The organism is Prevotella herbatica (assembly GCF_017347605.1).
In the GTDB taxonomy this organism is placed as follows: Bacteria; Bacteroidota; Bacteroidia; order Bacteroidales; family Bacteroidaceae; genus Prevotella; species Prevotella herbatica.
Genome location: NZ_AP024484.1, coordinates 398,514 through 412,735 on the forward strand (window position 1 = coordinate 398,514; position 14,222 = coordinate 412,735).

Here is a 14,222-nt window from a genome sequence, read left to right on the forward strand (position 1 = left end):
TTTTCTACCAGTTTTGACAGAGTCATCATCAACGCCTGACAATCTGGTGTTTTTAGTAGTGTCTGCTGAATTATTTTGTTTCTTTGTGTCGTCCTGAATATAAGGCATGGCGATTGAATAGCTTACGCAAAAAAGCGCAAGCATAACTACAATCATACAAAAAAATCCATGTCTTGTTTTCATTAACAAAGAGTATCATCCACACTGAAATAAATAGTAAACAGTCTATTTTATTCTCTTCAATCCTTCCTTTACAACATCTTCCACTGCCCAGTCAGGATGTTCTGTCATAATCCCTACAACAACTTTAGCAGAAGGTGCCGGCGAGAATCCAAGCATTGTTAATGCGGCAACAGCCTCATCCTTTATACCATTATTCATATTCATTCCTCCAGCATTGCGACTCACGTGTAGTTCGTCAGCAATACCACTTGCAACTATCTTGTCTCGCAAGTCAATAATAATACGCTGAGCTGTCTTCAGTCCTATTCCCTTCACGGTCTTAATCATCTTATCATCACCGTTGGCAATTGCATTACAAAGTTCAGCCGGACTCATTGACGACAACATCATTCTTGCAGTATTGGCACCAACTCCCGACACAGTGATAAGAAGTCTGTAAAGCGAACGTTCCTGCTTGTTAACAAAGCCGAATAGCGTAAAATTATCATCACGTCCTCCTGTGACTAGAGATTCATGCACATATAGTTTTATTGCTTTTTTACCTTGAATGGCACTATATGTGGTAAGTGATATATTCAGAGCATACCCTACTCCCGCTGCCTCTACCACAGCCAATGCTGGAGTAAGTTCTGTCAACTCGCCTTTTATATATTCTATCATGTTATATTATATTTATTTATACTTAATAATAACGCACGCGCACACATGATTATTGTATAGTCAGTGAATAAGAGTAGCTATATGTTAAAGCATAAAATATTTTACGCATGAAGAATTAACATCAATATAGAAAGAGAGATATTACTATTATGATTGATAACTTTTTGTAGAATTTAAGATAAAAAATCCACCAAAATATAGTATTTTCCAGCAGAATAATGTAATTTTGCCAATAGGTTATAATTTTAAGTAAAACTTAACAACAATAAAGAACATGAAGAAGATTAGAGCAGCCGTAGTTGGTTACGGCAATATCGGACACTTCACTGTAGAGGCACTTGAAGCAGCTCCTGATTTTGAAATCGCAGGTATCGTACGTCGTAACGCCAATCAGGCTAAGCCGGTTGAACTTACTGATTACGAAGTTGTAGACGACATCACTAAATTGAAAAACGTTGATGTTGCTATTCTTGCAACTCCTACACGTAGTTGCCCAGAATATGCTGAGAAAATAACAGCTTTAGGAATAAACACAGTAGACAGTTTTGATATACACACTAGCATCCTTGACTATCGCACAAAGCAGATGGAAAACAACAAGAAGACTCACACCGTAAGTGTTATTTCTGCAGGTTGGGATCCAGGATCAGACTCTATCGTACGTGTACTCATGGAGAGCCTTGCACCAAAGGGACTCAGCTATACCAACTTTGGTCCAGGTATGTCTATGGGGCATTCTGTATGTGTACGTAGTAAGGAGGGTGTAAAGAATGCTCTTTCTGTAACTATTCCTCTTGGTGAAGGTATTCATCGCCGTATGGTATATGTTGAGTTGGAAGACGGAGCTAAGTTGGAAAACGTAACAGCAGCTATAAAGGCTGATCCATATTTCGCACACGATGAAACTCATGTATTCGCGGTTGCATCTGTTGATGATGTACGTGATATGGGACATGGCGTAAACTTGGTACGCAAAGGCGTTTCTGGAAAGACACAGAATCAGCGTTTTGAGTTCAACATGAGCATTAACAACCCAGCTCTTACAGCACAGGTTCTTGTAAACGTAGCTCGTGCTAGTTTCCGTTTACAGCCAGGATGTTATACTATGCCAGAGATTCCTGTTATTGACATGCTACCTGGCACTCGCGAAGAAATTGTCGCAACACTAGTATAAAACTATACTTCTTATATACACTACGGCGCATGAATATCATCTTCATGCGCCGTTTTCTTTTATGTAAATCAAAAAATAACATAAAAGTAGAACACGTTGCTATTAACATGTCGATTAATTTTTTACTTTTGCAAAAAGACTCAGGTATTAGGGTAAATAAAAGTTTTATCAATTAAAAATAGGATTATTATAATATGACTAAAAGATTCAATGCAATTGTAACAGCTTTGTCTGCTTGTGCAATGATAGCGGTAATGGTAAGTGCCATGCCTAACGACAACGTTATTTCACGTGAGAATGACACCGTAATTGTAAATACTCAGCAATTAGGTAAGAACATAAAGGGATTCAGAGGTAACACTCCTATTAAAATTTTCATCCGTAAGAATAAGGTTGTAAAGATTGAGACTATGCCAAATCACGAAACTCCTCAATTCTTTGGCAAAGCAAAGACTTTACTAGATCAGTTTAATGGTCAGACGGTTTCAAAGGCTGTCAAGATGAATGTTGACGGAGTAAGCGGTGCAACCTATTCTTCGGAAGCACTGAAGAAAAATGTAAAACTAGGTCTTGAATATTACAAGAAGAATAAATAACATTTTCGTTGTTTTATCAATATAACTTAAACGTTTTAACGATATAACTTGTAAGAGGACCGATTTCAGCCTCTACTAGAAAAAGTTTTTTCAATGTCACAAATGTCACTTTGTCACAAATCCTTTGTTTATAAGGGATGAGCGAGTGACATTAAGTGACATTATCTGTCTAAAAGTGACATTAAACTCTAAATCGCACCTATTTTTGGCGAATTTTCACCAAAAATGCAATACCATTATTGGTTCTTTTTTATCCAAGACTAGGCATGTACTTCACTAGATATGTTTATTATGATATAAGCATCATTAAGAATAATTTGTTTACATACACTGAACAATGCTCTTTTTCATGTTGGGCAATCCAATTACCCAACGTAGGTAATCGAGTTGTTCACGTTAGGTAATCCGATTACCCATCGTGGGTAATCGAATTACACACGTGCTTGGGTAATCGAATTACCCAATAATTGTGATAATTTAGGTAATTATTTATTTACTGAAGTTGTAACCATATCTATAATTCTCAAACTCATTCTCTCACGTGTATCCATTTTATATAACAGATTTACAATCAATTATTATCGTTTAAAAAATATATCTTTAAATTTATTGGGATGAATGACAACCAATCCGGTAAGATCTGGCAACTTATTTAAGAACACATGTAAACCTTTTTCGACTAAAAACTGTTCCAAGTTATGTTTGAGAAGTATAAAAGGCATATATTACCCAAATCATATTTGTAGAAAAAACGCTAAATATAGGTATGATCTAGAATTTAATGTCACTTTTCCCCCGATAATGTCACTTAATGTCACTCGCTCATCCCTTATAAACAAAGGGTTTGTGACAAAGTGACATTAGTGACATTGAAAAAAACTTTTTCTGGTAATGCGTTGCCTTTAACACGAAAATGTGTACATGTGTTCTTAAATAAGTTGCCAGATCTCCCCTAATTAGTTGTCGGTTGATGAAAATTTTGTCACAAACATTTTTTACTATCCTATCATAAATCTTCTTCTTTTTATAATAGGTATATTTCTACGAAACATTCGTAAAATGTTAAAAATACGAACATTTACACACTTTAACGCATATACTATTGCTTTTATTACGAAAGTTTCGTAGATTTGCGTCATTGATAATAAAAACATATAATATAATGGAAAAACTAACAAAGCAAGAAGAAGAAGTAATGAGATATGTATGGAAGTTAGGCCGCTGCGCTGTAAAACAAGTAGTGGATGAAATTCCAGAACCCAAACCACCGTACACAACTGTGGCTTCTATTGTGAACAACTTGAAAAGAAAGAACTTCGTAAAATCTGAGCGTGATGGTAAAGGATATCTTTACACCCCATCCATTGATGAAGGCGAATACAAACGCCGATTCATGAATGGTTTTGTACATGACTATTTTAAAAATTCATTTAAAGAAATGGTTTCTTTTTTTGCTAAAGAAGAAAAAATATCAGAAGATGAACTGAAAGATATTATTAAGGAAATAGAGAAAGGAGAATAGAATATGGCTATATACCTATTAAAAGTAAATATCGCTCTGATTCTGTTATATGGATTCTATCGGCTAATGACAAGCAAAGACACATTCTTTGCATTGCGACGTGCCACTCTGTGGACAATATATCTTATATCATTAACTATTCCATTACTTAACATTGAATACTGGATTAAAGACTCCGATACCACAGTTAGTATGGCAAACAGTTATGCCACAAGTATATTACCAACAATGATGACGTATGCCAATGCTCCGTCAATAACATGGAAAGACATTATACTATATGTTTATATAGCCGTGGTAACGATCATGTTACTAAACTTTATTTTACAACTTGGAACTATCGTATATATGGCATGCAAACATAAAAAAATAAGCATCAATGGCACAATGCTCCACATACTGAAAAGCAAAGACGGACCATTCTCTTTCTTCAAATGGATATTTGTAAATACGGAAGGACTATGTGATGATGAACTTAATGAAATAATAATACATGAACGTACACACGTAAATCAGTGGCACTCTTTTGACAGCATAATGTCGGAACTGTTTTGCATATTCTGCTGGTTTAATCCTTTTACATGGTTAATGAAACGTGATGTACGTATTAATTTGGAATTTTTAGCCGATGAAAGTGTATTGACTGAAGGCAACGCGCGCAAAGCCTATCAGTACCACTTACTAGGTTTGGCATATCATTCGTCAAAAACGAATATTGCCAATAACTTTAATGTTTTACCTCTTAAAAAAAGAATTAAAATGATGAACAAACGTAGGACTAAGGAAATAGTTAAGACTAAGTATCTGCTTTTTGCGCCACTTGCCGCCGCATTACTTATTGTAAGTAATATCGACTCTGTTGCTCGTTCTCTAAGTGAGAAAATTCCTGAGATCGCAAAAATATCAAATGTAACAAAAGGATTACTTGAGTCAGGAGTTACCCAAAGCAAGGCTTCAACTGTAGCAGACTTAGTTAATAACGCTGTTGATAATCAAGCCCAAGATGCAAAGATTATCAATATAAAAGGAACTGTTGTTAATGAAAACGGCATTCCAGTACCAGGTGCACTAGTTGTGATAAATGGTACTAAGAAGGGTGTTGTATCTGATGTTAAAGGAAACTTTTCTTTAAATGATGTTTCTGATGACAAAACTATCTCAATACAATATGTAGGCTTCGCTGATATGACATTCCATGCAGGAGATGCAATAAACGGAATGAAAATTACTTTAAAGAATGACAACAGTGAATCAAACGATGAAGATAAAGTTTACAATGCTGTAGACAAGATGCCTAGTTTTCCAGGTGGCTCTAAGAAGATGTTGGAATACTTTACCAAGAACATAAAGAATCAAGAAAATTCCACAAAGTCTGGCCATATTATAGTCGCATTCACAGTTAACAAAGACGGCTCGATTTATGGTGCTCATATTGTACATAGCATAAATCCAGAATTGGACAACGAGGCTTTGCAAGCTGTGAACAATATGCCAAACTGGGAACCTGGCATTAACAAAGGTAAGGCAGTGAAGACAATGTTTACCATTCCTGTACCCGTAGGCAAAGTAAGCCCTGTATCATTTCCTGAAAAGAAAAACTGCATATACATAATAGATGGAAAAGAACTACCTGAAGGTGAAGATATTGATGGAACTTTAAAACCATCTGACATTAAATCTATTACCGTTATGAAGTCTGAAGACGGAAAGGCTAAAGTGTATATAAAGACATTTAAATAAGATATTCCATTTAAATCTCTTTTGAAAAGAGAAAATTGTATTGTTTAAATAAAGAAATGGCAGTGCCTGAGATAGGTACTGCCATTAACTAAAAATCATTAATTAATTTGTTTCTTAATCTTTATATTGCTATTTTTGTAATATAACGTAAAAAGACTTTACATGATTAAAATAACAAATGCTGTTAAACAACAAGCTGATAAAATAGCAAGATACATAATGTTGGCGATGAACCATGAATGTTGCAAGAACTTTGTAGGTAGCACACATACGCTTGAGGATTTTCACAATATGATGACAAGACTTGTGGCAAGAGAGGACTCACAATATTCATATAAAAACACATTAGTAGCTTTGGATGAAGATTCAGAAAATGTTATTGGAATATGTGTAAGCTATGATGGAGCAGATCTACATAGACTGAGAAAGGCTTTTATAGAAGAGGCGATAAAAGAATTCGGTATTGACTATTCTGGAATTGACGACGAAACGGAGAAAGGCGAGCTTTATATAGACAGCTTAGCTGTTGACGAAAGATACCGCAATATGGGGATTGCTTCTGCCCTATTGAAAGCTACTTGCGAAAAAGCAGATAGTCTAAAGATCCCATCAGCAGGATTACTTGTAGATTGTGGTAATCCAAAAGCCGAACTACTATATAGAAAACTCGGCTTTAAATATTTGAATGATACAGCTTGGGGAGGACATAAAATGAAACACTTACAAAAAACGAATCACTAATAAATAAGAGTCTGATGTTTTTCTGTTTATATTAAGGTGACTACCGAATAGACCATTTTGGTTTTTCACAAAATACCATTTATATACAATCACTATGTCTATAAGGCTATGTGATTAACGACTGGTACCTAATAAAACTAAAAAATATATAATACTTTTATTGTTTCAAACATTATTTTTAGCTATATTTGCAATATAGTTTAATAATTTTGCGCCATTAAAACCACACAATATGTATAACTGGAAACTCATAATACCCTTGCTGATAATGCCGAATTTCACCATGCAGGCTCAGGAAAAACACAGTCTTTCTGAAATTGACTCTTTGAAAATAATGCGACTAATACCAGAACGCAAACAGGGATCGGTAGATATTGTTACTGAAGACAGAATGAACAAAGGACTTGTTATAAACTCACTCAACGCATTAAGCGGACAAGCTGCAGGTGTGAACGTAACTTCTGGAGAAAACAGAATGGCACAGTTGAGTAGTGTGCGAGTAAGAGGTACGACTTCTCTTACAGGTGGAAACGATCCACTTGTTATTATTGATGGCGTTTACAGCGACCTTTCTACACTTTCATCAATATATCCGGCAGATATAGAGAGCTTTACTATTCTGAAGAATGCCGCAGAAACAGCAAAATATGGTTCTAGAGGTGCATCAGGTGTTATACAGGTTACGACAAAAAAAGGACATGGAAGTATGTTTCATATTAGTTACGATGGTAATATTGGCTTTGAGTCTAAATACAAGACCATAGACATGTTGCAACGTAACGGATATATATCAACGGCAAAGACACTCGGACTTGAATACAATGACGGCGGATACAATACTGATTTTCAGGATGCAGTAACAAGAACTGGAGTTGTACAAAATCATCATATCGCTTTCAGCGGAGGCTCTGAAAGCAGTAACTATCGTGCGTCAATAGGAGTTATGGACCACAAAACGATTGTTAAGGTTAATGAATACCAAAACTTCACTGCTAAGTTTGACTTGTCACAAAAGGCATTCGACAATCTTCTTTCTATTGATTTTGGTGTATTTGGAGCTTCACAAAAGAACAACTATATATTTGATGAACAAAAACTGTTCTACAGTGCAGCTACACAAAATCCAACATATCCAGAAGGAATGAATGCATCGGGTGGTTGGGATAAAAACTCAACGGCTAGTCAGATAAATCCTCCTGGAGCATTACTAAAAGAGAAGAATGATGATAAGAACATTAACTTCAATACTCATTTAGGACTGGACTTTACACTAGAAAAAGAACTACATTTAAAACTATTCGGCAGTTATAGCTATAACTCTCTTGAGAATGCAGTGTTCTGCCCTACATGGGTTTGGGCACAGGGGCAGGCTTACCGTGGAGAACATAAGACAGAAGATATGCTGGGCAATGCAACTCTTGAATGGAAGCACTCATGGGGTATACACGCGATAGAAGCAACGGCAATGACAGAATATCAAAAGAGCAAACATAGCGGCTTCTGGACTCTTGTAAAAGGTTTCACAACAAATGAATTAGGTTATGATAATCTTGCTGCCGCTTCTACAAGACCATACGGAGGTACAGGATCAGACTATACAGAATCGTCACTAGCTTCCGCAATGGGTAGCGTATCTTATACACTTCTGAATAGATACACCGTTGCTGGCAACATGAGAGCAGATGGAAGTAGTATGTTTGGAGACAACAACAAATGGGGCATATTTCCATCAATATCAGGAACATGGGACGTTGCTGCCGAACCTTTCTTTAAAAGTTTACGCAAATTGGTAAACATCTTCAAAATCAGAATAGGATACGGACTTTCTGGAAACCTAGGAGGTATTGATCCATACAACTCAATAAATTTAGTTCAGCCTACAGGTGTAATATCTTATAACGGTTCACCAACTATAACAATGGGACAATTTCGCAATGCTAATCCTGATTTAAAATGGGAAACACGCAGCACATTCAATATTGGTACGGATATAAGTTTTTGGAAGAACAGAGTGATACTTACAGCAGAATACTATTACAGTAAGACGCGAGACATGCTATACCAATATGATGTACCTGTTCCACCATTCACATACAATAAGTTACTTGCCAATCTAGGAGAAATGAGCAACAGTGGTTTTGAATTAGGTTTAGGCATTATTCCGATATCAAAAAAAGATATAGAACTAAACATTAACATGAACGTAGCTTTCCAAAAGAACAAACTACTTTCATTGTCGGGCAACTATAATGGCACACAACTTTCTGCTTCACAGATAACAAGTATAGGTTCACTTAACGGTGCTGGATTCCATGGTGGCAACAACAACATCGTATACCAAATAATAGGTCAGCCACTTGGAGTTTTCTATCTGCCCCACTGCACAGGGTTAACAAAAAACAGTGACGGCAGTTACAGTTATGCCATTGCTGACCTTGACCATAATGGCAAGATAAATATTGAAGACGGAGGCGACAGATATATTGCAGGACAAGCCACACCTAAATGGATACTAGGCTCAAACATCAGTTTCAGATACAAAGAATTTGATGTATCATTGCAGATAAACGGAGCTTTCGGTCACAAGATATACAACGGAACAAGTCTAACGTATATGAATATGTCTAGCTTTCCCGACTATAATGTAATGGCAAAAGCACCTAAGCAAAACATCAAAGACCAGACTGCAACAGACTATTGGCTGGAAAAAGGAGACTACTTGAACTTTGACTACCTGACAATAGGTTGGAACATACCTGTAAAAAATAAATATATCAGTTCACTACGCCTTTCATGCTCTGTCAATAATTTAGCTACCATAACAGGATACAGTGGACTCACACCAATGATAAACAGTTATGTAGTTGACGGAACACTAGGCATTGACGACAAACGGTCATACCCACCATACCGTTCATACTCTATAGGAATAAGCATTCAATTCTAGATCACATGAAAAAAACATATCATATAATAATGACGATTATCGGTATTGCCGGAATGACATTATCGACAACATTTCTATCGTCTTGTCTTGATGAAAGTCCCAAAGACAGACTGCTCGAATACAAAGCTTACGATTCGTCAACGAATCTATATATAAACTCGGTAGGAAATCTATACAACTATATCGGTGGAAACAGTAACAGTCAAGGTATTCAAGGCACTTATCGTGGTGTTTATGACTACAACACATTTACCACTGACGAGGCGATTCTGCCAACAAGAGGAGGAGACTGGTATGATGGAGGTTTCTGGCAAGACCTATATATGCACAAATGGACATCCACCGATAAGGCACTACTAGACACATGGAACTATCTTTATAAGGTAGTTGGACTATGCAACCATTCTTTAGCAGAGATTGAGTATAACAAAAATCTTCTAAACGACTCTGAATATAATGAATACACTGCTGAAGTAAAAGGCTTACGAGCAATGTTCTACTTCTACATAATGGATATGTTTGGAAACGTGCCGCTTTCGATGAAAGACGGGGCTACGCTTGATGATATGACACAAGCAACACGTCAGGAAGTAGCAAGTACGATCATATCTCAGCTACAAGAGGCTGCAACATATCTTCCTGATGAACACAGTAACATTCAAGGAAAGTATTACGGTAAATTCACACGTCCTGTAGCTTATTTCATACTAGCCAAGATGATGCTTAATAATGAAGTCTATCTTGGTAATGGCGAACATACGTTTAACATTGACGGGAAGCAACTTAACGCATGGGAAGCATGCATATATTATTGCAACATGATTACCAAAGAGGGATATTCTCTTGAAAAGAACTATGCCGACAACTTTGCCGTACACAATGAGACTTCAAGTGAGAACATATTCACCATACCTATGGATAAGACATTATATAGCAACCAATTCTGGTATCTCTTCCGTAGCAGACACTACAATCATGGAAGTGCGATAGGTATGGATGCAGAAAACGGAAGCTGTGCTACCCTATTAACTGTTAAGACGTATGGATATGGTACAGATTCTATTGACAGCAGATATAGTATAAACTTCTACAGTGATACACTAAGAGTAGACGGAAAGATTGTTTATCTCAACAATGGAGATCCTTTGATTTACAGACCACTTGAAGTTGCACCAGATCTTACTGGAAGTAAATATGAAAAGACAGGTGGAGCAAGAATGTCTAAATATGAGATAGACCGTACAGCTCATGCTGACGGAAAGCTACAAGATAATGACATTGTGCTATTCAGATATTCTGATGTATTGCTTATGATATCTGAAGCAAAAGTGCGCAACGGTGAAGACGGCACACAAGAACTCAATATGATACGCAATCGTGTAGGAATGAACGACAGAAAGGCTACATTGCAGAATATCCTTGATGAAAGACTACTTGAACTTATGTGGGAAGGATGGCGACGTAATGACATGATTAGGTTTGGAATCTTTCAAAAGGCTTACGACCAACGTAAACAGGTGGATAACGAAGATAGTAAATTCACATATCTATTCCCTATTCCACAAGCTGTAATAGACATGAATACAAAATTAAAACAGAACCAAGGATACAAATAAATGTACACGAATAACAAACTGCAACTTTATCCTCTGCTGCGTCTCGCTATAGCCTTTTGCATAGGTATTGTTGCAGGAAATCTATTGTATGAGCACATAACGATGGGTATATGGCTCACTTCAGGCATTATATTCATCGTTTTAGCATTACTTATAAAACGCGAACATATACAAAGCATACTAATAGCTGCAACAACATTAGCACTTGGCGGCACTTTGATGTCTCGGCAACTGAAAGTAACAGATATACAACTTCCAAAAGAAACATCACAATACGAGGCTTTGATTACAAGCACACCAACTGTCCACGGTAAGGTACTAAAATGTGATATTGAAATTATGAGCCTCAACGGAAAGGCTATTAGCAGTCCAATCAACGCAAAGGCTACTATTCTCAGGGATACAACAACTAAAATGAAACTGAATACTGGTGATGGGATATGCGCTGAGTCTGTTTTAGAAAAGCCACATAATATATCTGTCAACTCAAACTTCAACTATGCACAATGGATGAAAATACACGGATACACTGCACAGACCTTCATTCCATATTGGAATATACATCCTGCAAGAGTTTCACTTGGCAAAAATGCTTATGATAGATTATGCATGAAAGCACGTATATTTCGTGACAACCTATCTAAAAAACTATTTGCGGATAACGGAAAGGATAAAGAGGCTTACTCTGTGATTTCAGCTATGACATTAGGCGACAAGAGTGCTCTGGACAAAGATACGAAAAATGCATTTTCTATATCTGGAGGAAGTCATGTCCTTGCATTGTCGGGATTGCATCTTGGAATAATATTCTCCGTTTTCCTGCTTTTGTTCGGTCATAGTGCAATCGCTATGACATTATCTATAATTGGCATATGGGCATTCGCCTTTATTGTAGGTATGCCTCCGTCTGTAGTACGCAGTGCAGTGATGCTTTCAATATATGCCCTTGTAAGTATCATAAACAGAAGGAGCATGAGTTTTAATACTCTTGCCTTCGCGGCAATAGTGATACTTGTAATCAATCCACTTAGTTTGTGGGATATAGGATTCCAAATGTCGTTCATGGCTGTTGCTGGAATATTTACCCTATACAAGCCAATGTATATGCTGTTACATCCATACAACAAATTGTTGAGTTGGATATGGGGAAGCATCTGCGTATCATTATCTGCACAGATATTCACATTTCCAATAGTACTTCATTGCTTCGGACGCTTTTCATGTTATTTCATTCTCACAAACTTTATTGTAGTACCATGTGCCACATTGATAATATACATGGCTGTGGCATTGATAATAACAATCCCGCTAACTGCACTCAATAACATTGTATGTTACGTAATAGTGCAGGCAGCGGGATTAATGAACCGTTCTATATTTTTTATAGCAGGACTTCCTGGTTCGTCAATAGAAAATTTCTATATTTCCACTTTACAGACCTGGCTGCTATATATCTTCATTCTCAGTAATATTGCAATGCTAAGAATACTAAAAGTCCGGAATTAATTATCCTCTAAGAACAAAGGGTCATCAGGAGTAACCATAGTTGGTTTCTGAGAAGCAGCATCCAATATCTTTTGTGTGGCGTATTTCTTGTTCACAACAAGACGGAACATATACTCATTAAACCAGTTGTTGGTCATTATTAAGCAGCCCTTCTGACCATAAGTTGGTCCCCAACTATTCTCAACCTTCCATTTTTTTGGACTTCCGTTCTTGTCCATATCTACAGCTGTAAGAGTCATAGCATGAGTAGAACCACTGTCAAAAGTACTGATACGATCAGCTTTATTCATATTGAAAGTAGTTCCCATAAGAGTAGCATAATCAAAGTTGTCTACATCCATATATCCCCGTTTACGGTCTAATTGCTTACCTACATCATAGCTAGAATACATCTTGTGTCCGTCTTTTATTGAAGCAATGGCTAGTTTGGCTATCTCTTCCATCGGCAGATTAAGATATGTCCAGTTGTGACCATCATAGGTATGGCGGTCATATTCTACTTCAAAAGTTTTATAATATGGGCGTCGTGGATCGTTCATCACCATAATGAAAGTACCATTAAGTTTCTTTCCAACGGTAGCTTCATAGAATGTCTGTGGAGTGTACTTATGCGCTTCACCAACAGCCTTACCATTTTTATCCGTAAACGTATATGTGAACTCCTTAGCAGGTTCACCAATAGTAAGAGTTAGCAAATGATAAATATCTGCTAGCATTTCTGTCTTTCTCTCTTTTATAGCATTCTTGCTCTTTCCAGAAGCAACCATACGGCGAAGTTCAAGTCCGTATTCACGCAACTTACTAGATACAAGCCTATCCATGATCTTAGTATTGTCACTTGAATATGTTTCAGGCTGAACATTCATTGGAACCAAACCATACTTTTCAGTAAGGTCTGCTATACCACAAAACGTACCGCCATCACTGATAGGATTTTTAAAGAAAAATTGTACAGTTGGGTCTTCCATAGGTTTCTTTGCATTATCTATAACACCCTGAAGCATAAGGTTTGCCTTCTCCAACTGATCATAGAAAAACAAATAAGCATGAGAGAACTCAACAGCAAGAGTATCGTTGTGCTGTTTTGCAAAATCTGCACGAAGCACATTCATTCCTGTAAACATCCAGCAACGTCCAGAACTCTGCTGGTCGTGAATATTCTGACTAGGAGTCTCATTACTGAAATATGTATCAACAGTACCCTGATTGGCAAAGTTCTTAGCTAAATCGTCTATACTATTAGATGCGATTGCATTGAAAATAGCTTTATCAGCTTTTGATGATTTCTGTGATTTCTCTATCTGCTGCAACATATTAGCAGATATGCCACCTGGATTTGTCTGTGCCAGCATCATGGTTGCTACACACAAGCAAAGTCCAACGGTAAAAGTCTTTTTACTCATGATAATGTTTACTTTTAATATTTTTACGCCTTCAAAGGTAATAATTAATGCATTGAAACACAAAGAAATTAATATTTCTTTTAAATTTTGCACTTACAGAATAAGAATGAGCGATTTATTATCTGAACATTATC

The 14,222-nt window shown here is 36.7% G+C and carries 10 protein-coding genes; 8 read left to right on the forward strand and 2 right to left on the reverse strand.

What is annotated here, in order from left to right:
* Positions 1-225: 225 nt before the first annotated feature.
* Positions 226-843 carry a Holliday junction branch migration protein RuvA gene (ruvA, locus tag prwr041_RS01640; protein WP_207154593.1) on the reverse strand — a complete coding sequence of 206 codons (618 nt, stop codon included), beginning with the start codon at positions 841-843 and terminating at the stop codon, positions 226-228.
* A gap of 274 nt (positions 844-1,117) precedes the next feature.
* Here ruvA and prwr041_RS01645 point away from each other — a divergent pair, with 274 nt between their 5' ends.
* The 8 genes from prwr041_RS01645 to prwr041_RS01680 all read left to right on the forward strand — a co-directional run bounded on the left by prwr041_RS01645 (position 1,118) and on the right by prwr041_RS01680 (position 12,685).
* A complete protein-coding gene (locus tag prwr041_RS01645) occupies positions 1,118-2,017 on the forward strand; it encodes a diaminopimelate dehydrogenase (RefSeq protein ID WP_207154594.1) in 900 nt (299 codons plus the stop codon).
* A gap of 194 nt (positions 2,018-2,211) precedes the next feature.
* Positions 2,212-2,613, forward strand: coding sequence for an FMN-binding protein (locus prwr041_RS01650; protein ID WP_207154595.1), 402 nt, complete (start codon positions 2,212-2,214; stop codon positions 2,611-2,613).
* Between the two features lie 1,162 nt (positions 2,614-3,775).
* Entirely contained in the window at positions 3,776-4,135 is a 360-nt protein-coding gene (locus prwr041_RS01655; RefSeq protein WP_207154596.1) for a BlaI/MecI/CopY family transcriptional regulator, read from the forward strand.
* Positions 4,136-4,138: 3 nt separating this feature from the next.
* Complete coding sequence (locus prwr041_RS01660; RefSeq protein WP_207154597.1) at positions 4,139-5,875, forward strand: M56 family metallopeptidase; 1,737 nt, start codon at positions 4,139-4,141, stop codon at positions 5,873-5,875.
* A gap of 162 nt (positions 5,876-6,037) precedes the next feature.
* The gene (locus tag prwr041_RS01665; RefSeq protein ID WP_207154598.1) at positions 6,038-6,616 is read left to right on the forward strand and encodes a GNAT family N-acetyltransferase; all 579 of its coding nucleotides are present in this window, start codon (positions 6,038-6,040) and stop codon (positions 6,614-6,616) included.
* Between the two features lie 232 nt (positions 6,617-6,848).
* Entirely contained in the window at positions 6,849-9,563 is a 2,715-nt protein-coding gene (locus prwr041_RS01670) for a SusC/RagA family TonB-linked outer membrane protein (RefSeq protein ID WP_207154599.1), read from the forward strand.
* A gap of 5 nt (positions 9,564-9,568) precedes the next feature.
* Positions 9,569-11,179 carry a RagB/SusD family nutrient uptake outer membrane protein gene (locus prwr041_RS01675; protein WP_394370803.1) on the forward strand — a complete coding sequence of 537 codons (1,611 nt, stop codon included), beginning with the start codon at positions 9,569-9,571 and terminating at the stop codon, positions 11,177-11,179.
* The gene (locus prwr041_RS01680; protein WP_207154600.1) at positions 11,180-12,685 is read left to right on the forward strand and encodes a ComEC/Rec2 family competence protein; all 1,506 of its coding nucleotides are present in this window, start codon (positions 11,180-11,182) and stop codon (positions 12,683-12,685) included.
* Here prwr041_RS01680 and prwr041_RS01685 read toward each other — a convergent pair.
* On the reverse strand, positions 12,682-14,088 hold the full coding sequence (locus prwr041_RS01685) for a C1 family peptidase (protein WP_207154601.1): 1,407 nt from the start codon (positions 14,086-14,088) through the stop codon (positions 12,682-12,684). The two genes, prwr041_RS01680 and prwr041_RS01685, sit on opposite strands and share 4 nt — an antisense overlap.
* Between the last annotated feature and the right edge of the window lie 134 nt (positions 14,089-14,222).

What these genes read in the sequence shown, in the direction of transcription:
- prwr041_RS01660 (WP_207154597.1), top strand. Translation starts at nt 4,139, where the DNA reads ATGGCTATATACCTATTAAAAGTAAATATCGCTCTGATTCTGTTATAT.
- prwr041_RS01665 (WP_207154598.1), top strand. Translation starts at nt 6,038, where the DNA reads ATGATTAAAATAACAAATGCTGTTAAACAACAAGCTGATAAAATAGCA.
- prwr041_RS01685 (WP_207154601.1), bottom strand. Translation starts at nt 14,088, where the DNA reads ATGAGTAAAAAGACTTTTACCGTTGGACTTTGCTTGTGTGTAGCAACC.
- prwr041_RS01680 (WP_207154600.1), top strand. Translation starts at nt 11,180, where the DNA reads ATGTACACGAATAACAAACTGCAACTTTATCCTCTGCTGCGTCTCGCT.
- prwr041_RS01650 (WP_207154595.1), top strand. Translation starts at nt 2,212, where the DNA reads ATGACTAAAAGATTCAATGCAATTGTAACAGCTTTGTCTGCTTGTGCA.
- prwr041_RS01655 (WP_207154596.1), top strand. Translation starts at nt 3,776, where the DNA reads ATGGAAAAACTAACAAAGCAAGAAGAAGAAGTAATGAGATATGTATGG.
- ruvA (WP_207154593.1), bottom strand. Translation starts at nt 843, where the DNA reads ATGATAGAATATATAAAAGGCGAGTTGACAGAACTTACTCCAGCATTG.
- prwr041_RS01645 (WP_207154594.1), top strand. Translation starts at nt 1,118, where the DNA reads ATGAAGAAGATTAGAGCAGCCGTAGTTGGTTACGGCAATATCGGACAC.
- prwr041_RS01675 (WP_394370803.1), top strand. Translation starts at nt 9,569, where the DNA reads ATGAAAAAAACATATCATATAATAATGACGATTATCGGTATTGCCGGA.
- prwr041_RS01670 (WP_207154599.1), top strand. Translation starts at nt 6,849, where the DNA reads ATGTATAACTGGAAACTCATAATACCCTTGCTGATAATGCCGAATTTC.